This window comes from Enterobacter genomosp. S (genome assembly GCF_001631805.1).
GTDB lineage: Bacteria > Pseudomonadota > Gammaproteobacteria > Enterobacterales > Enterobacteriaceae > Enterobacter > Enterobacter quasihormaechei.
Genome location: NZ_LVVA01000024.1, coordinates 75,867 through 97,294, shown reverse-complemented (window position 1 = coordinate 97,294; position 21,428 = coordinate 75,867). Strand labels below are relative to the sequence as shown.

Annotated in this window: 21 protein-coding genes and 1 other annotated feature; of the genes, 8 read left to right on the top strand and 13 right to left on the bottom strand. The window is 55.3% G+C overall.

Annotated features, from left to right (window positions below):
* Positions 1–79: 79 nt before the first annotated feature.
* From lapB to pgpB, 3 genes are all read right to left on the bottom strand, one after another.
* Positions 80–1,249 carry a lipopolysaccharide assembly protein LapB gene (lapB, locus tag A3466_RS21580; RefSeq protein WP_063452279.1) on the bottom strand — a complete coding sequence of 390 codons (1,170 nt, stop codon included), beginning with the start codon at positions 1,247–1,249 and terminating at the stop codon, positions 80–82.
* A 6-nt stretch (positions 1,250–1,255) separates the two neighbouring features.
* Complete coding sequence (locus A3466_RS21575; RefSeq protein WP_006810839.1) at positions 1,256–1,564, bottom strand: LapA family protein; 309 nt, start codon at positions 1,562–1,564, stop codon at positions 1,256–1,258.
* Positions 1,565–1,712: 148 nt separating this feature from the next.
* Positions 1,713–2,480, bottom strand: coding sequence for a phosphatidylglycerophosphatase B (pgpB, locus tag A3466_RS21570; RefSeq protein WP_063452278.1), 768 nt, complete (start codon positions 2,478–2,480; stop codon positions 1,713–1,715).
* A gap of 197 nt (positions 2,481–2,677) precedes the next feature.
* On the opposite strand from pgpB, the gene ribA reads away from it, so the two are divergent.
* Complete coding sequence (ribA, locus tag A3466_RS21565; RefSeq protein WP_013096372.1) at positions 2,678–3,268, top strand: GTP cyclohydrolase II; 591 nt, start codon at positions 2,678–2,680, stop codon at positions 3,266–3,268.
* Between the two features lie 37 nt (positions 3,269–3,305).
* Here the strand turns inward: ribA and acnA are convergent, their stop codons facing one another.
* The 6 genes from acnA to topA form a co-directional block, all read right to left on the bottom strand.
* A complete protein-coding gene (acnA, locus tag A3466_RS21560; RefSeq protein ID WP_063452277.1) occupies positions 3,306–5,981 on the bottom strand; it encodes an aconitate hydratase AcnA in 2,676 nt (891 codons plus the stop codon).
* A gap of 165 nt (positions 5,982–6,146) precedes the next feature.
* Positions 6,147–6,248 (bottom strand): small membrane protein YmiC, encoded by a 102-nt coding sequence (ymiC, locus tag A3466_RS23765; RefSeq protein WP_063452276.1) that lies wholly within the window; start codon positions 6,246–6,248, stop codon positions 6,147–6,149.
* A 134-nt stretch (positions 6,249–6,382) separates the two neighbouring features.
* Positions 6,383–6,553, bottom strand: a complete 171-nt coding sequence (locus A3466_RS23495; protein ID WP_063452275.1) for a hypothetical protein — start codon at positions 6,551–6,553, stop codon at positions 6,383–6,385.
* 2 nt (positions 6,554–6,555) lie between these two features.
* The gene (locus A3466_RS21545; protein ID WP_216636322.1) at positions 6,556–6,696 is read right to left on the bottom strand and encodes a YmiA family putative membrane protein; all 141 of its coding nucleotides are present in this window, start codon (positions 6,694–6,696) and stop codon (positions 6,556–6,558) included.
* 336 nt (positions 6,697–7,032) lie between these two features.
* Positions 7,033–8,007, bottom strand: coding sequence for an HTH-type transcriptional regulator CysB (cysB, locus tag A3466_RS21540; RefSeq protein WP_006810844.1), 975 nt, complete (start codon positions 8,005–8,007; stop codon positions 7,033–7,035).
* Positions 8,008–8,193: 186 nt separating this feature from the next.
* Positions 8,194–10,791 carry a type I DNA topoisomerase gene (topA, locus tag A3466_RS21535; protein WP_063452273.1) on the bottom strand — a complete coding sequence of 866 codons (2,598 nt, stop codon included), beginning with the start codon at positions 10,789–10,791 and terminating at the stop codon, positions 8,194–8,196.
* 398 nt (positions 10,792–11,189) lie between these two features.
* Between topA and A3466_RS21530 the strand changes: the two genes are divergently transcribed.
* Entirely contained in the window at positions 11,190–11,441 is a 252-nt protein-coding gene (locus tag A3466_RS21530; RefSeq protein ID WP_063452272.1) for a YciN family protein, read from the top strand.
* A 36-nt stretch (positions 11,442–11,477) separates the two neighbouring features.
* On the opposite strand, the gene sohB is transcribed toward A3466_RS21530, so the two are convergent.
* Positions 11,478–12,524 carry a protease SohB gene (gene sohB / locus A3466_RS21525; protein ID WP_063452271.1) on the bottom strand — a complete coding sequence of 349 codons (1,047 nt, stop codon included), beginning with the start codon at positions 12,522–12,524 and terminating at the stop codon, positions 11,478–11,480.
* A 251-nt stretch (positions 12,525–12,775) separates the two neighbouring features.
* Between sohB and A3466_RS21520 the strand changes: the two genes are divergently transcribed.
* Together A3466_RS21520 and cobO are read left to right on the top strand one after the other, a co-directional pair.
* A complete protein-coding gene (locus A3466_RS21520) occupies positions 12,776–13,537 on the top strand; it encodes a YciK family oxidoreductase (protein ID WP_063452270.1) in 762 nt (253 codons plus the stop codon).
* Complete coding sequence (gene cobO / locus A3466_RS21515) at positions 13,534–14,124, top strand: cob(I)yrinic acid a,c-diamide adenosyltransferase (protein ID WP_063452269.1); 591 nt, start codon at positions 13,534–13,536, stop codon at positions 14,122–14,124. Before A3466_RS21520 ends, cobO begins: the two co-directional genes overlap by 4 nt.
* A 35-nt stretch (positions 14,125–14,159) precedes the next feature.
* On the opposite strand, the gene rluB is transcribed toward cobO, so the two are convergent.
* The 3 genes from rluB to rnm all read right to left on the bottom strand — a co-directional run bounded on the left by rluB (position 14,160) and on the right by rnm (position 16,643).
* Positions 14,160–15,035 (bottom strand): 23S rRNA pseudouridine(2605) synthase RluB, encoded by an 876-nt coding sequence (gene rluB, locus A3466_RS21510; RefSeq protein WP_003856794.1) that lies wholly within the window; start codon positions 15,033–15,035, stop codon positions 14,160–14,162.
* Positions 15,036–15,132: 97 nt separating this feature from the next.
* On the bottom strand, positions 15,133–15,753 hold the full coding sequence (locus tag A3466_RS21505; protein WP_003856793.1) for an L-threonylcarbamoyladenylate synthase: 621 nt from the start codon (positions 15,751–15,753) through the stop codon (positions 15,133–15,135).
* Complete coding sequence (gene rnm / locus A3466_RS21500) at positions 15,750–16,643, bottom strand: RNase RNM (RefSeq protein ID WP_063452268.1); 894 nt, start codon at positions 16,641–16,643, stop codon at positions 15,750–15,752. The genes A3466_RS21505 and rnm overlap by 4 nt, the downstream gene beginning before the upstream one ends.
* A 127-nt stretch (positions 16,644–16,770) precedes the next feature.
* Here rnm and trpL point away from each other — a divergent pair, with 127 nt between their 5' ends.
* The 4 genes from trpL to trpCF all read left to right on the top strand — a co-directional run bounded on the left by trpL (position 16,771) and on the right by trpCF (position 21,428).
* On the top strand, positions 16,771–16,815 hold the full coding sequence (trpL, locus tag A3466_RS23280) for a trp operon leader peptide (protein ID WP_071524153.1): 45 nt from the start codon (positions 16,771–16,773) through the stop codon (positions 16,813–16,815).
* Positions 16,792–16,885, top strand: a sequence feature (Trp leader region). (Overlaps the previous gene by 24 nt.)
* A 23-nt stretch (positions 16,886–16,908) precedes the next feature.
* Positions 16,909–18,471 (top strand): anthranilate synthase component 1, encoded by a 1,563-nt coding sequence (locus A3466_RS22940; RefSeq protein WP_063452267.1) that lies wholly within the window; start codon positions 16,909–16,911, stop codon positions 18,469–18,471.
* Positions 18,471–20,066 carry a bifunctional anthranilate synthase glutamate amidotransferase component TrpG/anthranilate phosphoribosyltransferase TrpD gene (trpD, locus tag A3466_RS21490; RefSeq protein ID WP_063452266.1) on the top strand — a complete coding sequence of 532 codons (1,596 nt, stop codon included), beginning with the start codon at positions 18,471–18,473 and terminating at the stop codon, positions 20,064–20,066. The genes A3466_RS22940 and trpD overlap by 1 nt, the downstream gene beginning before the upstream one ends.
* A gap of 3 nt (positions 20,067–20,069) precedes the next feature.
* Positions 20,070–21,428 carry a bifunctional indole-3-glycerol-phosphate synthase TrpC/phosphoribosylanthranilate isomerase TrpF gene (gene trpCF / locus A3466_RS21485; protein ID WP_063452265.1) on the top strand — a complete coding sequence of 453 codons (1,359 nt, stop codon included), beginning with the start codon at positions 20,070–20,072 and terminating at the stop codon, positions 21,426–21,428.

The following is a 21,428-nucleotide window of genomic DNA, read 5'->3' as shown; positions in this document are numbered from 1 at the left end:
TGAACTACAGACCGCACGTTGCTGACGGCATGGATACAACCATTAGTATGTTGTAACTAAAATGGGGTCTTTTAAAAAATCACTGCCCGTCCAGACCACGGATTGGCTTAATGGTGGACCACGCACGGCAAGAAGGGCAATGCCAGTAGAGCGAGTAAGCGGTGAAGCCACATTTCTGGCAGCGATAGCGCGGTTTACTCCGCACCTGCTCGCCCACCATGTCTCGCAGCACCATCAGGCTCTCTTTAGCGCGCCCTTCTTCTGCATCGTTGAGGTGGTAATCCATCAGCTTGTGGAAGACGCGCATCGTCGGATGGCGCTGCAACTGACGGGTAATATACACCTGGGCGGTATCACTCCCTTCGTGCTGTTCGACGACGTCGGACAGCATCAGCTCGGCGGTAGCCCCGGTGTTCTCTTCAACGCAGCGGCGCAAAAACGCAACCCATTCATCCTGCTTACCTAACTGCTGATAGCAGGTTTGCAGCATTTCCAGCGTTTCGCTGACCAGCTCTTTGTCCTGATCGATAACGCGAAGCAGGCTTTCCACCGCTTTGGCGTAATCACCGTTTGCCATAAAGACCCGCCCCATCATGATCGAGATGCGGGCGCTATTGCGATCGGCCGCGGCGCCTTTCTTTAGCAATGCCATGGCCTTATCCATGTCATCGCTACCCATTTGCTGAAGGGCCAGCTCGCAGTAAAAGTGGGCAATCTCGACGCGCTGTTTGTCCTTGCCGAGTTTGACCAGCCGTTCAGCGGTATCAATCGCTTTTTGCCAGTCGCTGGTAGCCTGGTAGATTTGCAGAAGCTGCTGAAGCGCACCGATACGGAAATCGGTCTCATCCACCAGCTGGGAGAACATGTCTTCAGCGCGATCGTAAAGCCCCGCCGCCATGTAATCTCTGCCCAACTGCTGCACGGCCAGCAACCGTTGCTCATAGGTCAACGACGCGCTTTCCATCAGGGTCTGGTGGATACGGATGGCACGGTCAACCTCTCCGCGCGAGCGGAACAGGTTTCCCAGGGTGAGATGCGCCTCTACGGTGCCGGTATCCTCTTTGAGCATGTCGAGGAACAGATCGACCGCTTTATCCTGCTGATTGCTCAGCAGGAAGTTCACCCCCGCAACGTAGTCACGGGAGAGGCGGTTTGCTTCATCCTGTTTTGTTTGTTGCGCGCTTCTGCGGCCCATATACCAGCCATAGGCTGCGGCGACAGGCAAAAGCAGAAACAACAACTCCAGCATATTCGATTATTCCTTGACTACCGGCACACCAGAGCTCGCCGGAATGTCAGTCGCAGGCGTAAGTTGATGTTCAAGTCGTTTAATTTTACGTTCAGCGCGAACAAGAGAAACACGAACCTTAAGCCAGAACAGGCCGCATACGAGCCAGCCAATGACAAAACCCGCTGCGAATAACACGGCCAGCAGGCTCGACACCCGGTACTCGCCCTGCGCCAGCAGATAGTTGAAACTGACCTGTTGATCGTTTTGCGCGCCCAATGTGACTGAAATGACAAAAATCGCCAGTACCAGTAAGAAAATGAGTAAATATTTCACATGACTTCCCGTTATGTGGTTCGAGCGTATAAAGCGTGTTCAACTCACTGCAATCAGCCTTATAAGCTACCATTTTAGTGGCGGGCGCGAAATGGAAAAAGTGACGCGCCCTTCATGGATTTATGGTCAAATTGCGGAATATCAACCTTCAGGTTCCGCCAGACTCCCTTTCGGCTATTTCTTGCTCCTCTTGCGGCGGCGGCGTCAGTGGCCCACAAAAACGTTGTGCAAGCCAGGTCGCCAGCGTCACCAGAATCCACGAGATCAGCGTTGCCACCACCAAATCACGCGGCCAGTGCATCCCGAGCAGCATTCGGCTGCCCATTACGCCTGTTGCCCAGACAAGCAAAATCGCAATCGTGAGGGTACGCCGACGCGGCCACAGAAGCCCCACGCCGAGTAACGCCCAGCTGGCAGCAAACATTGTATGACCGGAAGGAAAGGCAAAGCCGGTCTCTTTTTGCCAGTGTTTGCGTAAAAAGGCCGGGATATCCTGCTGTTCCGCAAGCTGTTCTTTCACAAGCGCCCCGCGATCCTTACGCTTTAAAGTGTAGAACTCATCTACCGGAATATGGTGCGTTTTTTCCAGCCAGACAACAAAGGGACGGGGCTCCTGCACGCGATCCTTCACCCATGACTTCACACCCTGCCCCACAAGAATGGCGCCACCGAGAATGGCAAACAGCACCAGCGCCGCGCGAAGGCGAAAGCGCAGGCACCACAGAAACCATGCACAGAGCAGCACATGCGTAATAATCCCCCACGGCTGGGTAACCGTTTCGGTTATCCAGTATAAGGCTTTCAGCCACGTCTCGTTATATCCAGGCTGCCACATCCAGCCGGAGAACCAAACGACAAGGGGTATAACTAGCAATACGGCGGCCCCGGCGGCCGTACGTCTGGCAATTGAAAGCATGTCCTCTCCTTTTTGACTAAGCACCACAATCATAACTGAATTTCATCATTCTGGTGGAGATGTCGGATCGTGCGTTTAACGTTCGTATAGCGTGGTGGTGATTAGGTGAAGTTGCCGGGCTTGTGGCAAAATAGTCGAATACAGAAAGCAAAATGGGGCACAGACACGAAACGTGTCAGCCTCCTCTGGAGAATCACATGCAGCTTAAACGTGTGGCAGAAGCCAAACTGCCAACCCCATGGGGCGATTTCCTGATGGTGGGTTTTGAAGAACTGGCAACCGGACAAGATCACGTCGCGCTCGTATACGGTGACATTTCAGGGCAGACGCCGGTACTGTCTCGCGTTCATTCAGAGTGTCTGACCGGTGACGCGCTGTTCAGCCTGCGCTGTGACTGCGGTTTCCAGCTCGAAGCCGCCCTTTCTCATATCGCAGAGGAAGGTCGTGGCGTACTGCTGTATCACCGCCAGGAAGGACGCAATATCGGGCTGCTGAATAAAATCCGCGCCTATGCGTTGCAGGATCAGGGCTACGATACCGTCGAAGCCAATCATCAGCTCGGCTTTGCTGCTGACGAGCGCGATTTCACACTGTGCGCAGATATGTTCAAGCTGCTGGGCGTGGACGAAGTGCGTCTGTTGACCAACAACCCAAAAAAAGTAGAGATCCTTACTGAAGCGGGCATCAACATCGTCGAACGCGTGCCGCTGATTGTTGGCCGCAACCCGAAAAACGCGCACTACCTCGATACCAAAGCCGCCAAAATGGGCCATCTGCTGAGCGAGTAATCGCAAAACGCCCGGCACGTCTGCCGGGCGAGTTTTATCAGTCCAGCATCTTACGAATCACATAATGCAAAATGCCGTCGTTCTGGTAATAGGTCAGTTCTGTTGCCGTATCAATGCGACACCGGCACTCCAGCACCTCCGTTCGACCGTCTGCGCGCGTTAACTTCACGGGCACCGTTTTACCCGGTTGCAGATTTTGCAGACCGCTGATATCAATCTGCTCTTCCCCGGTCAGCCCCAGCGTTTTACGCGTCACGCCCTGTGGAAACTCGAGCGGCAGGATCCCCATCCCGATCAGGTTTGAACGGTGAATACGCTCAAAGGATTCGGCAATGACCACGCGAACCCCCAGCAGACGCGGACCTTTCGCAGCCCAGTCGCGGCTGGAGCCGGAGCCGTACTCTTTCCCGGCAATCACGGCCAGCGGTGTCCCCTCCTGCTGATACTTCACGGCAGCGTCATAAATTGAAATGACCTCCGTATCCGGCAGGTGGCGCGTCATGCCCCCTTCCACACCCGGCACCATCTCATTACGAATGCGGATGTTGGCAAAGGTCCCGCGCATCATCACTTCGTGGTTACCGCGACGCGAGCCGTAGGAGTTAAAATCACGTCGCTCCACGCCGCGGCTTTGCAGATAACGTCCCGCAGGGCTATCCGCCTTGATGCTTCCCGCCGGGGAGATATGGTCAGTCGTGACGGAATCCCCCAGCATCGCCAGGATCCGCGCACCCTGAATATCCTTCAGCGGTGCGGGCTCTGCCAGCATCTCATCGAAGAATGGCGACAGGCGGATATAGGTGGAATCATCCTGCCAGTCATAGGTATCGGAACCCACTACGTCGATCGTTTTCCACTCCGGCGTCCCTTCGAACACTTCCGCATACTCTTTGCGGAACATCTCGGTGGAGACTTTCTCGACCGCACGCGCAATTTCACGCGATGATGGCCAGATGTCTTTCAGATAGACCGGTTCATTCTTGCGATCGTGACCAATCGGATCGGTCGCCAGGTTAATGTTCATGTTTCCGGCCAGAGCGTAAGCCACAACCAGCGGCGGCGAGGCCAGCCAGTTGGTCTTCACCAGCGGATGAATACGTCCTTCAAAGTTTCGGTTACCGGAAAGCACTGCGCCAACGGTCAAATCCCCCTGCTTGATCGCCACTTCAATAGGTTCAGGAAGTGGACCCGAGTTACCGATACAGGTGGTACAGCCATAGCCCACCAGGTTAAAGCCCAGCTCGTCGAGATAAGGCGTGAGTCTGGCCTGCGCCAGATAATCAGACACCACTTTCGAGCCCGGCGCCAGAGACGCTTTCACCCACGGCTGTGGCTTGAGCCCCAGCTCGACCGCCTTTTTCGCCAGCAGCCCGGCGGCCATTAGCACGCTCGGGTTGGACGTGTTGGTACAGGAGGTAATGGCGGCGATTACCACGGCGCCGTCAGGGAGCTGATACTGATGCCCGTTGAGCACGTAGTCCACCGGACGGTGATCTTTTTGCGCGGCATTGACCTCCAGCTCATTGCTGGCGGCAAAAGCTTTCGGTACGTTGCTCAGCGCGACGCGGTCCTGAGGACGTTTCGGCCCTGCGAGGCTTGCCTCAACGGTGCCCATATCCAGCTCCAGCGTACTGGTAAATACCGGCTCGTCGCCCGGGTTACGCCACATGCCCTGCGCTTTAGTGTAAGCCTCGACGAGGGCAACCTGCTCCTCGCTGCGACCGCTCAGACGCATGTACTCAAGCGTTACGCTATCAATCGGGAAAAAGCCGCAGGTTGCACCATATTCCGGAGCCATATTAGCGATGGTCGCGCGGTCCGCCAACGGCAGAGAATCCAGGCCATCACCATAAAATTCAACGAATTTACCTACCACGCCATGCTTACGCAGCATCTGTGTAACCGTCAGGACCAGATCCGTGGCGGTAATGCCTTCAGACAGCTTACCGGTGAGCTTAAAGCCCACCACATCGGGAATGAGCATCGATACCGGCTGGCCAAGCATGGCCGCTTCCGCTTCGATACCGCCCACGCCCCAGCCCAGAACCCCAAGGCCGTTAATCATAGTTGTGTGAGAGTCAGTGCCCACCAGAGTATCCGGGTACGCAACCCACTCTTTATCCTGCAATTCGCTCCAGACGGCTTTACCAAGATATTCCAGGTTCACCTGGTGGCAAATTCCGGTGCCCGGAGGAACGACGCTGAAGCGGCTGAACGCCTGCTGACCCCATTTAAGGAATACGTAGCGTTCATGGTTACGTTCCATTTCCAGACGGACGTTTTCGCCGAAAGCATCGTCGTCACCGAAGTGGTCGACGGTGACGGAGTGGTCGATGACGAGGTCTACCGGGGAGAGTGGATTAACCTTAGCGGTATCGCCCCCGAGACGTTTGACGGCTTCACGCATGGCGGCCAAATCCACAACCGCAGGCACGCCGGTGAAGTCCTGCATCAGCACCCTGGCCGGGCGATAGGCAATTTCTCTGTCTGCATGTGCATTCTTCAGCCACCCTGCCAGAGCCTGGATATCCTCCTCGGTAACCGAGTCGCCATCCTGCCAGCGTAAGAGGTTTTCCAGTAAGACTTTCAACGACTTGGGCAACCGCGAAATGTCCCCAAGCGTCCTGGCAGCCAGCGGTAAGCTGTAGAAGTGCCAGGTTTTATTTTCCGCCTGTAACGTGTCCTTACTGGCTTCGCGTAGGGTTAACGACATAAGCTCCTCCTTAAAAACAGGGATGTCCTGACAATCATCAGGGCTGTAATTAAAGATAACACAAAGATGTCGTAACGTTTTGATAACAACCCAAATTGATAAATTTCAGAATGGTCCAACGCGAGGCATAAAACAAAAAACCCCGCCGTGGCGAGGTTTTACGATTTAGTGGAGAGCCAGCCAGATAAGCTGACACCAGAAGAGGATCGACGCTGAGAATACGCCGAGCCATGACCAGTATTTTACGGTTGTCATGTTATTCGTCATAGGGACACCAGTCTTTAATTATTTGAGGTTCCGAGGTCTGTCCTCGATCTATATTGCCGATGTGTATTTATTAAAGAGTACAAAAGCGCACAGTCTTTATTCAGACTATTTGCATCATTACGCAAAAAGCAAAATTATTGTTTTTTGGGCTCGTCTTCCGCGAACACATCAATAAAGGCCCGCTGCTGTGGCGTCAGTTTCCAGGAAGCTGGCACGCTGGTTGCTGGCACCTTACGCGCTTTGTGAGCATTGTCACGAAGCTGACATATCTCTTTTCGCACTGCCGCACGCACCGTCATGACCATATTCAACCCCAGAATTTCCAGACAAGGAGAGCAACCACCACCCAGAACAGGGCAGAGCCAAGAAAGACCGCCAGCCAGGCTTTACGCTTAAGCGCGGGATCCCTTTGCGGTTCTTCACTTCCTGACGGCATTGCTAACCTCATACAATCGACATCGCTTATCATTTATAGACCAAACAATTGGCACAAGTAATCATCTGATGAGATAAATCCTAAAGAAACTTTAGCCGAAAAGCCAGTGAATTTACGCATCTGGGCCTGGGAAAAATTCAATCTTTTGACCAGAAATAAATAATTGAAAAGAATAATTTGCACACCTGTAAATTAGTTTCTACTTTTGTCGCAAATTTGCGACAGTAAAACCCTAATCATCAAATGGGTTATGACGATATATGACAGTCGTCGCAAATGAGGTTAATTCTAATTTAGCTTAAAGGGGAATGGCGGTATCTTTCCGCAAGAGAAAGATACCGGATGTGATTATTTGGCGGGAAGTTTGATGTCTTTAAACATCTCTTCAATATCTTCGTTGGAGCGTAACGCTACGGCCGTATCTACCACGTCACGCGTTAAATGGGGCGCGAAGCGTTGAATAAAATCATACATATAGCTGCGCAGGAACGTGCTACGACGAAAACCAATCTTGGTGGTGCTGTGGCTGAAGATATCATGCGCATCCAGACGCACCAGATCCGGGTCTGAGACAGGATCCACCGCCATGCTGGCAATAACCCCCACGCCCAGGCCCAGACGCACGTAGGTTTTTATGACGTCCGCGTCCGTCGCGGTGAAGACAATCCGTGGCGTTAATCCAGCGCGATTAAAAGCGGTATCCAGCTCAGAACGGCCCGTAAAACCGAACGTATAGGTCACCAGCGGGTATTGCGCCAGCTCTTCTATTGTCACTTCGCCCTTCCCCGCCAGCGGATGGTCCGGGGTCACGACAATGGAGCGGTTCCAGTGGTAGCACGGCAGCATAACCAGGTCATCGTACAGATGAAGGGCTTCCGTCGCGATGGCAAAATCGGCATTACCTTTGGACACGGCCTCGGCAATTTGTGTCGGCGAGCCCTGATGCATATGCAGGGAAACGCGGGGATAGCGTTCAATAAAACCTTTAATCACCCCGGGAAGCGCGTAACGCGCCTGGGTGTGCGTGGTGGCAATATACAGTGAGCCTTTATCCGGCCAGGTGTGTTCCCCTGCAACGGATTTAATGGCATCAACTTTGGAAAGCACCTCCCGCGCGATGCGGATAATTTCCTGTCCTGCCGGCGTGACCTGCGTCAGGTGCTTACCGCTGCGGGCAAATATCTGAATACCCAGCTCATCCTCCAGCATACGCACCTGCTTACTGATACCGGGCTGCGAGGTATAAAGGCCTTCTGCGGTGGAAGAGACGTTGAGGTTGTGATTAACGACCTCAACAATATAGCGAAGCTGCTGTAATTTCATGCCAGACCATCCGATTTAACGCACGCGACAATCGCTTAAGACGATTTAATAATAAGAAACGGGTTAACTATAACCACTATATCATTTATAGCCAGGCTGTATAGTACGGAACAAAAAATAATAACGAGGTAATAAAAAAGGGCCGGAGATCCGGCCCTTTCACAGGTAAGTTACGATAAGAGAAGATTATTTTTTGCCTTCAACCCATTTACCGTCGACAAAGAAGGCTGACCATCCGGTCGCTTTACCCTCTTTTTCTGCTGCCACGTACTGCTGCTTCGTTTTACGGCTGAAACGCACCACGGTTTTGTTGCCTTCCGGATCCTGCTGTGGCGCATCGGCCAGGTAACGCAGTTTCTCCGGCAGACGGTCGCGGAAGCGGTACAGCTCTTCGACCAGCGGCGCACGGGTCTCGCGCGATTTCGGGAAGGTGTTAGCGGCCAGGAACACCCCGGCTGCGCCGTCACGCAGTACGAAATAGGCTTCTGACTTCTCGCACGGCAGCTCCGGAAGCGGAACCGGATCTTCCTTCGGCGGCGCAACTTCACCGTTACGCAGGATCTTACGCGTGTTTTTACAGTCGTCGTTGGTACATGCCATGTACTTACCGAAGCGTCCCATTTTCAGGTGCATTTCGGAACCACATTTCTCGCACTCCACGACCGGACCGTCATAGCCCTTAATGCGGAACTCGCCTTCTTCAATCTCATAACCGTCGCAGGTCGGGTTATTACCGCAAACGTGCAGCTTACGTTTCGGATCGATCAGATAGCTGTCCATCGCCGTGCCGCATTTCTTACAGCGGCGTTTGGCGCGCAGCGCGTTGGTTTCCGCATCGTCCCCTTCCAGCACGTTGAGAACTTCGTTCTCCGGCACGAGGTTGATGGTGGTTTTGCAGCGCTCTTTCGGAGAAAGTGCATAACCAGAACAACCGAGGAATACGCCCGTTGTTGCGGTACGAATTCCCATTTTACGGCCACAGGTTGGGCAGTCGATGCTGGTCAGAACCATCTGGTTAGGCAGCATGCCGCCCTCTTCAGGATCTTTCTCTGCTTTCTCAAGCTGGCTGGTAAAATCGCTGAAGAAGCTGTCGAGAACTTTCTTCCACTCCGCCTTATGGCTGGCAACCTCATCGAGGCTGTCTTCCATTTGCGCGGTGAAGTCATAGTTCATCAGCTCACGGAAGTTAGCTTCCAGGCGGTCGGTGACAATCTCTCCCATTTTTTCAGCATAGAAACGACGGTTCTCAACGCGAACGTATCCACGATCCTGAATGGTCGAAATGATTGACGCATAGGTAGACGGGCGACCGATGCCGCGTTTTTCCAGCTCTTTTACCAGCGATGCTTCGCTGAAACGCGCAGGCGGCTTGGTGAAGTGCTGAGCCGGGACCAGATCGACCAGCGACAGCTCGTCCCCTTTGTTCACGGAAGGCAGCGTTCTGTCTTCATCACCTTTGCGCAGCGCAGGCATCACTTTTGTCCAGCCGTCGAAGCGCAGGATACGACCACGCGCTTTCAGGCGGAAATCACCCGCACCAACGGTCAGCGTGGTGGAGTCGTATTTCGCTGGCGTCATCTGACAGGCCACAAACTGGCGCCAGATCAGCTGATACAGCTTCTGCGCGTCCGCTTCCATATCCTTCAGTGATTCGGCCAGGACGGAAACGTCTGAAGGACGAATCGCTTCGTGCGCTTCCTGAGAGTTCTCTTTGCTGGCGTACTGATTAGGACTGTCCGGCAGGTATTTCTTACCGAAGTTATCCTCGATATAGCCGCGCACCATGCTGACAGCATCCTGACTCAGGTTGGTGGAGTCAGTACGCATGTAGGTAATGTAACCCGCTTCATACAGACGCTGGGCCATCATCATGGTTTTCTTAACGCCGTAACCCAGACGCGTGCTTGCCGCCTGCTGGAGCGTTGACGTGATAAACGGTGCGCCAGGCTTGCTGCTGGTCGGTTTGTCTTCACGATCCAGAACCTGATAACGCGCTTTTTCCAGCAGCGCCACGGCGGCCATGGTCTGGTCGCGATTTTCAGGACGGAACGGTTTGTCGTTGTGGTGGCTCACCTGCAACGGCAGCGCATCGCCGCCCGGCGTGGTGACGTTGGCATCCACTTCCCAGAACTCTTCCGGGACGAACGCTTTGATTTCGCGTTCGCGCTCAACAACCAGACGAACGGCCACGGACTGCACGCGCCCCGCAGACAGGCCGCGAGCGACCTTTTTCCACAACAGCGGCGAGACCATGTAGCCTACAACGCGGTCCATAAAGCGACGCGCCTGCTGAGCGTTGACGCGGTCGATATTCAGTTCACCCGGCTTTTCAAACGCCTGACGAATCGCATTCTTTGTAATTTCGTTAAACACTACGCGACTGTAGCGTTTGTCATCACCCCCGATCACTTCCCGCAGGTGCCATGCGATGGCCTCCCCTTCGCGGTCAAGGTCGGTTGCGAGATAAATGTGGTCTGCTTTTTCAGCAAGCTGCTTCAGCTCGTTAACAACTTTTTCTTTGCCTGGCAGCACTTCGTATTGTGCATCCCAGTTATGCCATGGGTTAACACCCATGCGGTTGACAAGCGCGCTACGTTCATCCTTTTTAGGCTTTTTAGCCCCTTTGGTGGAGGTAGAGTCTGCGCTCTTTTTGCTGGCTGAGCCACTGGTCGGCAAATCGCGAATGTGACCAACGCTGGACTTAACCACGTAGTCATTGCCCAGATATTTATTGATCGTTTTGGCTTTTGCCGGGGACTCAACGATGACGAGAGCTTTACCCATATTCACCTTTACCTAATTTAATTCTTCCAGGAATACGCCGCACGTTGATTTCCCTTCCGCTGACGACGAGCCATTGATATTGCGACGTCGTCAGGGGATATCAACCCCTATGTCTTACCGAACGTCAGAATGGCGACATCCAGGTCATTGAGTTTTCGGGTATTTTTCTCACATCAAAGTTCATTCGTGACGAATTCCCGGTCGAATGTCAAGCAATTCTGTTGCCAGAATGACGAAAGCGCACACTGTACCTGATAAAATTCGTTACGCAACTTTATTAGCATGCAAAAGCAATTCCCGCCAGCCAATCCCCTTTCCTTATCCCCTCGGATAACAGGGAAAATTTGCCCCTGAAGCGACCCAGGCGTAGACTATTGTCACTGTTTAAGGAGTGGAATATGCAGAAAACGACCCAACCCATTGACCGAGCTTCTCTGCTTATCGAAGCAAACAAACTCATTCGCGACCATGAAGACACCCTGGCGGGGATTGAAGCGACTGGCGTGGAACAGCGTAATGGCGTGCTGGTGTTCAGCGGTGAATATTTCCTTGATGAACAGGGGTTGCCAACCCCGAAAAGCACCGCCGTATTTAACATGTTCAAATACCTGGCGCATGCCCTCTCAGAGAAATATCACCTGGTCGATTAAAAGTAAAAACGCGAGGCATATGCCTCGCATTTTTCTTTACAGCAACGGCTTTTGTCCGCGCTGCAACCAGCGCAGCAGCAGGCGATCCGCGCTTTCTGCCGCACTACTGGTAAAACGGTCGAGGAGACGCTTACGACGGGTAAAGCGCACCCCTACCAGCTCACGGCCTTCCATCAGGTTTATCAGGAGATCGTCGCTGGTGCCCACTTCATCCACCAGCCCTTTCTCCTGCGCCTGCGTGCCGTACCAATGTTCACCCGTAGCCACCTGCTCAATGTCCAGCGTTGGGCGCATGCGGTGCACGAAATCTTTGAACAGATGATGGGTTTCGTTCAGATCTTCCCGGAACTTCTGCCGTCCCTCTTCGGTGTTCTCGCCGAGCAGCGTGAGCGTACGTTTGTACTGACCCGCCGTATGCAGTTCGATATCGATCTCTTTGTTTTTCAGGAAACGATTGAAGTTAGGGATCTGCGCGACCACCCCAATCGAGCCGATAATTGAAAAAGGTGCTGCAACGATTTTATCCGCCACGCACGCCATCATGTAACCGCCGCTCGCCGCGACTTTATCTACCGCTACGGTGAGCGGGATCTGTTTATCACGCAGACGCTGTAACTGCGACGCCGCCAGTCCATACCCATGCACTACGCCGCCAGGGCTTTCAAGGCGTACTACAACCTGATCCTGCGGTGTCGCCACGGCCAGTACCGCCGTCACTTCTTCGCGCAAAGAGGAGACTTCATGCGCGTCCATGCTGCCTTTAAAATCGAGCACATAAACGCGCGGCTTTGCATCAGCCTGCGGCGCGGCGAGCTTTGCTTTCGCCTTCGCCGCTTTGGCTTCCTGCTTATGTTTTTTCTTCTGGGCTTTTAGCCACAGCTTCTGTTGATGATCGTCAAGCAGCGCCAGAGACATCTCCTCCTGCATCTCTTTATACTGCTCGCTCAGGCGGGTAATGCGTAACTCACCACGCTGACGCTTACGCTGCGTCAGGTTGACAATCAGAGCGGCAATCACCGCGATAGCAATAACCACCGTCGCGATTTTCGCCAAAAACAACCCATATTGAGAAAGTAATTCCACGCGTCCACCTTGATTTAACCACGAATCTTTCACGCCAGTGTACAACAGCCCTGCGCGGGCGTCTCGCTCTGGACATTACCTCTGCGAGGCGGCTTCAGGAATCCCCCTGTTCTGGTTTAAATCTTTGCAAATTGTTAATTTCCCAGCGTTCTGTCCTGTAGACTGATTGAATTCTGACGCTGTTTCGGGCATAAAGCCGAAAAGTCATAAATAAAGGTGCAAGTCACGCTCAATGCGCCTGAGGAGCCACCGTGCATTATCAGCCACAAAAAAACCTTCTACAGAACCGCATCATTCTGGTTACCGGTGCCAGCGACGGGATTGGTCGCGAAGCGGCACTGACCTATTCTGAATACGGTGCGAGCCTTATTCTGCTGGGACGTAATGAAAAAAAGCTAACATCCGTTGCCCGTGAAATCGAAGACGCCGGCGGTACGCCCACGCCCTGGTATACGCTCGATCTGCTGACCTGCACGCCAGCGTCATGTCAGGCCCTTGCCCAGCGCATCAGCACGCATTATCCACGTCTGGACGGCGTGCTGCACAACGCGGGATTACTCGGCGAAGTGCGCCCGATGGATGAACAGGATCCGGAGATTTGGCAGCAGGTGATGCAGGTTAACGTCAACGGGACATTTTTCCTGACCCAGGCCTTGCTTCCTTTATTACTCAAATCAGATTCCGGCTCGCTGGTGTTTACCTCTTCCAGCGTAGGTCGTCAGGGCCGTGCTAACTGGGGGGCTTACGCAGCCTCAAAATTTGCCACCGAAGGAATGATGCAGGTGCTGGCTGAAGAGTATCAAAACCGCCATTTGCGGGTTAACTGCATTAACCCTGGCGGTACGCGCACCAAAATGCGCGCCAGCGCGTTCCCCACAGAAGATCCGCAGAAGCTTAAAACCCCGGCCGATATCATGCCCCTTTACCTGTGGCTGATGGGTGACGACAGCCGTCGCAAAACCGGGATGACCTTCGATGCCCAGCCAGGCCGCAAACCGGGGATATCGCAATGAGTGAAGATCGCCATCAGCAGCGCCAGCAGCGTCTGAAAGAACAGGTTGACGCACGTGTGGCCGCCGCCCAGGACGAACGCGGGATCCTCATCGTGTTCACCGGTAACGGCAAAGGCAAAACCACAGCCGCCTTTGGTACCGCCACCCGCGCCGTCGGGCATGGGCAGAAAGTGGGCGTGATCCAGTTTATCAAGGGGGAATGGCCCAACGGCGAGCGTAATCTACTCGAACCGCATGGCGTTGAGTTCCAGGTTATGGCGACCGGTTTCACCTGGGATACCCAAAACCGGGAAACGGATACCGCAGCCTGCCTCGCCGTCTGGGAACATGCCAAAAGAATGCTCTCTGACCCGACGCTGAATATGGTGTTGCTGGATGAGATCACCTATATGGTGGCCTATGACTACCTGCCGCTGGAAGCCGTGCTGGAGGCGCTCAGGAATCGCCCTGCTCACCAGACGGCGATCGTCACGGGGCGCGGGTGTCATCGGGATATTCTGGAGCTGGCAGATACCGTAAGCGAGCTGCGTCCGGTTAAGCATGCGTTCGATGCGGGTATCAAAGCGCAAATAGGGATTGATTACTAAAGAAAAAAGCCCGGTATCTTTACCGGGCTTTTCGATTAGCCGTTGTTATTGCGGCTGCCAGAGCGGCGATTGCTGCTGACCTGGCTGTGACGCTTCACCGCACGGCGGATCTGATTTGCCTTCATGCGACGACGATCTTTTTCCACCGCCACTTTCGAGGTGGTTTCTGGCGTCAGGCCAACCAAATCGCGCAGGTAGTTGGTCTGGGTCAGATCCAGTTCGGTATACCCACCGCGTGGCAGGCCCTTAGGCAGCAGAATGTCGCCATAACGGACGCGAATCAGTCGGCTCACCTGCACGCCTACTGCTTCCCACAGACGACGAACCTCGCGGTTACGTCCTTCTGTCAGGGTTACGTTGTACCACTGGTTAATGCCTTCACCACCGGTAAACTTGATGGTTTTGAACGCCGCAGGGCCGTCTTCAAGCTGAACGCCACGCGACAGATCGCGCAATTTGTTCTCATCAACCTGGCCGAAGACGCGCACGGCGTATTCACGCTCCACTTCACGACTCGGGTGCATCAGGCGGTTTGCCAGTTCACCATCAGTGGTGAACAGCAGCAGGCCGCAGGTGTTCACGTCCAGACGCCCCACGGCAATCCAGCGGGCGCCACGCAGTTTTGGCAGACGGTCAAACACCGTCGGGCGGCCTTCCGGGTCGTTGCGGGTACACAGTTCGCCTTCCGGCTTGTAGTAAGCCAGTACGCGACAGATCTGTTCAGCAGACTCTTTCACGGAGATAAGATGGCCGTCAATGCGGATCTTCAGCCCCGGTACGATTTCTACGCGGTCGCCGAGCGTGGCAATTTTGCCGTCCACGCTCACGCGGCCTGCTTCAATAATGGCTTCGATTTCACGGCGCGAACCGTGGCCGGCGCGCGCCAGCACTTTCTGTAACTTCTCGCTCATTGAGCTTCCTCAGGTGTCGCCTTCACAGGCGTCGAATCAGGTCAAAAACAGGGCAACGCCCTGCTTTGATGGCCGCGTAGTATATCTGCTTACACCCTTACAAGAAAGGCTTAACATCGCCCACGCCTTCACGGATGACTTCTGGCGCATCTTCAGTGAGATCCACCACGGTAGTCGGCTGCTGGCCGAGATAGCCGCCGTGAATAATCAGCTCCACCACCTTCTCCAGACGATCTTTGATCTCTTCCGGGTCGGACTCGGTAAATTCACTGCCCGGCAGCATCAGCGATGTGGAGAGCATCGGCTCGCCGAGGGTTTCCAGCAGCGCCTGGGCGATCGGGTTAGACGGCACGCGCATCCCGATGGTTTTGCGTTTTTCCTGCAACAGCCGGCGCGGCACCTCTTTCGTGCCTTTCAGGATGAACGTGTAATTACCCGGCGTGTTGTTTTTGATCAGACGAAATGCCACGTTGTCGACGTACGCGTAGGTTGACAGCTCGGAGAGGTCGCGACACATCAGGGTAAAATTGTGGCCGTCCGGCAGCTGACGGATGCGACAGATGCGCTCCATCGCCCCTTTGTCTTCGATTTTACAGCCCAGCGCGTAGCCGGAATCGGTTGGGTAGACAATTACGCCGCCTTTGCGGACGATTTCCACAGCCTGATTAATCAGGCGTGGCTGCGGGTTATCCGGATGGATATAGAAAAACTGACTCATACTTCCCTCTCTTCAATTTGCTGAGGCTGTTCCCAGAGCTGCCAGACAGGCTCAACGCCCGCGGGTAACCAGAGCTTGCGCCCCAGTTCAATCCATGCGCAGGGCTGATGGAAATCTGAACCCTGTGACCCAAGCAGGCCAAACTGGCGGGCGTAGGTCGCAAGCTGCGAACGCTCATTGGGAGCCTGCTGACACTGGGCAACTTCCATCGCCTCACCGCCGCATTCGGCAAAGTGCGCCAGCAGCCTTTTCAGCCATTTAGCAGAAAGATTATACCGCCCCGGATGGGCCAGTACGGCCTTACCACCAGAATGATGAATGACATCAATAGCTTGTTTTATTGTACACCACTGGGGGGGAACGTATCCGGTTTTCCCGCGCGCCAGATACTTTTTAAAAACATTCGCCATGGTCGTCGCCTTACCGGTTTCAACCAGAAAACGGGCGAAATGGCCACGCGTTACCGCCCCGCCGTTCGCGAGCTTTCGCGCGCCTTCCAGCGCACCGGGAATATGCGCCTTCTCAAGACGTTCGCCTATCATCTCCGCACGTTGATTGCGGCGTGCTTTTTGTTCTTGCAAAAAAGCACGCATTGCCGGATGTTCTGGATCGATGTTCAGGCCAACAATATGAATTTCGTGGTTTTCCCAGAGCGTGGAGATCTCAACCCCGGGTATGAGATTTAGCGCCAGTCCGCTGCGGGCAATCTCCGCACGCGCGGCGGGGATGGCGTCGGTTGTATCGTGATCGGTTATTGCCAGCGTGCCGACACGCATTTCAACGGCGCGATGGACCAGAGCTTCGGGCGTCAGCAGGCCATCTGAAGCCTGCGTGTGGCTGTGTAAATCATAAATTACGGCGTAGGTGGTATCGCTCAAAGCACTTCCCATAACAGTCTGGAGACATCCGAAGCCCCTATGATACCGACTTACCGTGAAATACTGAAATCAGGGGTTGACAACACGCCATCGAACTAGTTAACTAGTACGCAAGTTCACACGAGAAAGGTATCTGAAAATGACAGCACATTTCGCTCTGCACGGTTGGTGGCGTACTTCCTGATCTTCGGGCAGTGTCACGCGTCTGCGAAATGCAAACAGATACCCGCCCGCTACCCAGCGGGCTTTTTTTTGAACAAAATATGAGAACAACAACATGCAAACAGCCAAACCACACCTCGAACTGCTGACCTGCGAGGCGGCCTATCGCCATAACCCTACCGCGCTGTTTCATCAGGTGTGCGGCGCACGCCCCGCGACGCTGCTGCTGGAGTCTGCGGATATCGACAGCAAGGACGACCTCAAAAGCCTGCTGCTGGTTGACAGCGCGCTGCGCATTACCGCGTTAGGTGACACCGTCACCATCAGGGCGTTGTCTGACAATGGCGCGTCGCTGCTGCCGCTGCTGGACGCGGCGCTGCCTTCAGGCATTGAAAATGAACGTCACCCGGACCTGCGTATTCTGCATTTCCCGCCGGTGAGCCAGCTGCTGGATGAAGATGCCCGCCTCTGCTCGCTGTCCGTTTTCGATGCCTTCCGCCTGCTGCAAAATCTGGTTACCGTGCCGGAAGATGAGCGCGAAGCGATGTTCTTTGGCGGGCTGTTTGCTTACGACCTGGTAGCCGGCTTTGAAGATTTACCGGAAACCGAGCAGGGTAACCGCTGCCCGGATTACTGCTTCTACCTGGCCGAAACCCTGCTGGTGATCGACCATCAGAAAAAATATACCCGCATCCAGGCCAGCCTGTTCACCCCGTCGGGATCTGAGAAAAACCGCCTTGAGCAGCGCATCGCACAACTGCAACAGCAGATGTCGGAAGCACCGCCCGCGCTGCCGGTGCAGCGCATTGAGGAGATGACCTGCGAAGTAAGTCAGACCGACGATCAATACGGCGCGGTGGTACGTCAGATGCAAAAAGCGATTCGCGCCGGGGAAATTTTCCAGGTGGTGCCGTCCCGTCGCTTCTCACTGCCCTGCCCGTCGCCGCTGGCGGCTTACGATGTGCTGAAAAAGAGCAACCCAAGCCCGTACATGTTCTTTATGCAGGACAATGATTTCACGCTGTTTGGCGCGTCGCCGGAAAGCTCCCTGAAGTACGACGCCACCAGCCGACAGATTGAGATCTACCCGATTGCGGGCACCCGTCCACGCGGCCGTCGTGCCGATGGCTCCCTGGACCGCGATCTCGACAGCCGCATCGAACTGGAAATGCGTACTGACCACAAAGAGCTGTCCGAACACCTGATGCTGGTCGACCTGGCGCGAAACGATCTGGCGCGAATTTGCACGCCGGGCAGCCGTTACGTGGCGGATCTGACCAAAGTTGACCGCTACTCCTTCGTCATGCACCTGGTTTCGCGCGTGGTCGGTGAGCTGCGCCACGACCTTGACGTTCTGCACGCCTATCGCGCCTGCATGAATATGGGCACTCTGAGCGGCGCGCCGAAGGTGCGCGCCATGCAGCTGATTGCCGAAGCGGAAGGACGCCGTCGCGGCAGCTACGGTGGTGCGGTAGGCTATTTCACCGCTCACGGCGATCTGGATACCTGCATTGTGATCCGCTCCGCCTACGTTGAGGACGGCATTGCTACCGTCCAGGCCGGGGCCGGGATTGTTCTTGATTCTGTTCCGCAGTCTGAAGCTGACGAAACCCGCAGTAAAGCTCGCGCGGTATTGCGCGCCATTGCTACCGCACACCATGCACAGGAGATTTTCTGATGGCTGACATTCTGCTGCTCGATAATATTGACTCCTTTACCTACAACCTGGCAGATCAGCTGCGAGCGAATGGTCATAACGTTGTTATCTATCGCAACCACGTTCCGGCCCAGACGCTGATTGACCGTCTGGCGACCATGCAAAACCCGGTGCTGATGCTCTCCCCGGGCCCAGGCGCGCCGAGCGAAGCGGGCTGTATGCCTGAGCTGTTGACACGCATGCGCGGCAAGCTGCCGATTATCGGTATCTGCCTCGGCCACCAGGCAATCGTGGAAGCCTACGGCGGTTACGTCGGCCAGGCGGGCGAGATCCTGCATGGTAAAGCGTCGAGCATTGAACATGACGGTCAGGCGATGTTTGCCGGTCTGCCGAACCCGCTTCCGGTGGCGCGTTACCACTCGCTTGTCGGGAGCAATATTCCGGCCGGGCTGACCATCAACGCCTCGTTTGAAGGAATGGTGATGGCGGTGCGTCACGATGCGGATCGCGTCTGCGGGATGCAGTTCCACCCGGAATCTATCCTGACGTCCAACGGCGCGCGCCTGCTGGAGCAAACGCTCGACTGGGCGCTGCAAAAGCTGGAGCAGACCAATACCCTGCAACCGATTCTGGAAAAACTGTATCAGGCCCAGACCCTGAGCCAGCAGGAGAGCCACCAGCTTTTCTCCGCCGTCGTGCGCGGCGAACTGAAGCCTGAGCAGCTGGCCGCTGCGCTGGTGAGCATGAAAGTGCGCGGCGAAAGCCCGCAGGAGATTGCCGGTGCGGCCACCGCACTGCTGGAAAATGCCGCCCCGTTCCCGCGTCCGGACTATCAGTTTGCGGATATCGTCGGGACCGGTGGCGACGGCAGCAACAGCATCAACATTTCGACCGCCAGCGCCTTTGTGGCGGCGGCATGCGGCCTGAAGGTGGCCAAGCACGGCAACCGCAGCGTCTCCAGCCGGTCCGGATCGTCCGACCTGCTGGCCGCTTTCGGCATCAACCTGGACATGAACGCCGAGCGTTCCCGTGAAGCGCTGGATGACCTGGGCGTCTGCTTCCTGTTTGCGCCGAAGTACCACACCGGTTTCCGCCACGCGATGCCGGTTCGCCAGCAGCTTAAAACCCGCACGCTGTTTAACGTGCTTGGTCCCCTCATTAATCCGGCACACCCGCCGCTGGCGCTGATTGGCGTTTACAGCCCGGAGCTGGTGCTGCCGATTGCTGAGACGCTGCGCGTTCTGGGTTACAAACGTGCCGCCGTGGTACATAGCGGCGGAATGGATGAGGTTTCTCTGCATGCGCCCACGCTGGTGGCCGAACTGAATAACGGTGAAGTGCTGAACTATCAGCTTGATGCCGCTGACTTCGGGTTGACCCCGTATCATCAGGATGCGCTGGCTGGCGGTACGCCGGAAGAAAACCGTGACATTCTCACGCGCTTATTACAAGGTAAAGGTGAGGCTGCCCATGAGGCCGCCGTGGCGGCCAACGTTGCCATGCTGATGCGTTTACATGGCGAGGAAGATCTGAAAGCCAACGCCCAAAAAGTTCTGGACGTACTGCGCTCCGGTGCAGCTTACGATCGCGTTACCGCACTTGCGGCAAGAGGGTAAATAATGCAGACCGTTTTAGCGAAAATCGTCGCCGATAAGGCCATCTGGGTGGAAGCCCGCAAGCAACAGCAGCCGCTTGCCAGTTTCAAGAATGACGTCGTGCCGAGCAGCCGTCGTTTCTATGATGCCCTCCGGGGCGCGCGCACCGCGTTTATTCTGGAGTGTAAAAAAGCGTCTCCGTCCAGGGGTGTGATCCGTGACGATTTCGACCCGGCGCGTATTGCCGGTATCTACAAGCATCATGCGTCTGCCATCTCCGTGCTGACGGATGAAAAATATTTTCAGGGCAGCTTTGATTTTCTACCCGTCGTCAGCGGCATCGCGCCACAGCCGATTTTGTGTAAAGACTTTATTATCGACCCGTATCAGATCTGGCTGGCGCGTTTTTATCAGGCCGATGCCTGCCTGCTGATGCTCTCTGTGCTGGACGACGAACAGTATCGCCAGCTCTCCGCCGTCGCGCATAGTCTGAACATGGGCGTCCTGACCGAAGTGAGCAACGAAGAGGAGCTGGAGCGCGCCATCGCGCTGGAGGCGAAAGTGGTCGGCATTAACAACCGCGATCTGCGCGACCTGTCGATTGACCTGGACCGCACGCGCCAGCTTGCGCCGCGTCTGGGCGCGGGCGTCACGGTGATCAGCGAATCCGGAATTAACCGCTACGCTCAGGTGCGCGAGCTGAGCCACTTTGCTAACGGTTTCCTGATCGGCTCCGCGATGATGGAACACGACGATCTCAATGCTGCCGTGCGCCGCGTGCTGTTGGGTGAGAATAAAGTCTGCGGCCTGACCCGCGAACAGGATGCGCAGGCCGCGTATGAAGCGGGCGCCATCTATGGCGGGCTTATCCTTGTTGAGTCCTCTCCTCGCGCGGTTAATGAAGAGCAGGCGCGCAAGGTGATTGCGGCTGCTCCACTCAGCTATGTGGGCGTATTCCGCAATGCGGATATCACCGATATTGCGGCAAAAGCGGACGCGTTATCCCTGAGCGCGGTTCAGCTGCATGGCGACGAAGATCAGGCGTATATCGATGCTCTGCGTCTTGTTCTGGCACCTCAGGTTCAAATCTGGAAAGCGCAGAGCGTCGGTGACTCCCTGCCTGCGCGTAACCTGAATCATGTTGATAAATACGTGCTCGACAACGGTCAGGGCGGTACGGGGCAGCGCTTCAACTGGTCGCTGCTGCGTGGAGAAGCGCTGGACAATGTCCTTCTGGCGGGGGGATTAAGCCCCGATAACTGTGTGGAAGCGGCCAAAACCGGCTGCGCCGGCCTCGATTTCAATTCAGGCGTAGAGTCCCAACCGGGCATAAAAGACGCCAGCAAGCTGGCATCGGTATTCAAAACTCTGCGTGCATATTAA

Excerpts from the sequence above, each read along its gene's own strand:
- lapB (WP_063452279.1), bottom strand. The coding sequence starts at position 1,249 with ATGCTGGAGTTGTTGTTTCTGCTTTTGCCTGTCGCCGCAGCCTATGGC.
- pgpB (WP_063452278.1), bottom strand. The coding sequence starts at position 2,480 with ATGCTTTCAATTGCCAGACGTACGGCCGCCGGGGCCGCCGTATTGCTA.
- ribA (WP_013096372.1), top strand. The coding sequence starts at position 2,678 with ATGCAGCTTAAACGTGTGGCAGAAGCCAAACTGCCAACCCCATGGGGC.
- acnA (WP_063452277.1), bottom strand. The coding sequence starts at position 5,981 with ATGTCGTTAACCCTACGCGAAGCCAGTAAGGACACGTTACAGGCGGAA.
- ymiC (WP_063452276.1), bottom strand. The coding sequence starts at position 6,248 with ATGACGAATAACATGACAACCGTAAAATACTGGTCATGGCTCGGCGTA.
- A3466_RS23495 (WP_063452275.1), bottom strand. The coding sequence starts at position 6,553 with ATGGTCATGACGGTGCGTGCGGCAGTGCGAAAAGAGATATGTCAGCTT.
- A3466_RS21545 (WP_216636322.1), bottom strand. The coding sequence starts at position 6,696 with ATGAGGTTAGCAATGCCGTCAGGAAGTGAAGAACCGCAAAGGGATCCC.
- cysB (WP_006810844.1), bottom strand. The coding sequence starts at position 8,007 with ATGAAATTACAGCAGCTTCGCTATATTGTTGAGGTCGTTAATCACAAC.
- topA (WP_063452273.1), bottom strand. The coding sequence starts at position 10,791 with ATGGGTAAAGCTCTCGTCATCGTTGAGTCCCCGGCAAAAGCCAAAACG.
- A3466_RS21530 (WP_063452272.1), top strand. The coding sequence starts at position 11,190 with ATGCAGAAAACGACCCAACCCATTGACCGAGCTTCTCTGCTTATCGAA.
- cobO (WP_063452269.1), top strand. The coding sequence starts at position 13,534 with ATGAGTGAAGATCGCCATCAGCAGCGCCAGCAGCGTCTGAAAGAACAG.
- rluB (WP_003856794.1), bottom strand. The coding sequence starts at position 15,035 with ATGAGCGAGAAGTTACAGAAAGTGCTGGCGCGCGCCGGCCACGGTTCG.
- A3466_RS21505 (WP_003856793.1), bottom strand. The coding sequence starts at position 15,753 with ATGAGTCAGTTTTTCTATATCCATCCGGATAACCCGCAGCCACGCCTG.
- rnm (WP_063452268.1), bottom strand. The coding sequence starts at position 16,643 with ATGGGAAGTGCTTTGAGCGATACCACCTACGCCGTAATTTATGATTTA.
- A3466_RS22940 (WP_063452267.1), top strand. The coding sequence starts at position 16,909 with ATGCAAACAGCCAAACCACACCTCGAACTGCTGACCTGCGAGGCGGCC.
- trpD (WP_063452266.1), top strand. The coding sequence starts at position 18,471 with ATGGCTGACATTCTGCTGCTCGATAATATTGACTCCTTTACCTACAAC.
- trpCF (WP_063452265.1), top strand. The coding sequence starts at position 20,070 with ATGCAGACCGTTTTAGCGAAAATCGTCGCCGATAAGGCCATCTGGGTG.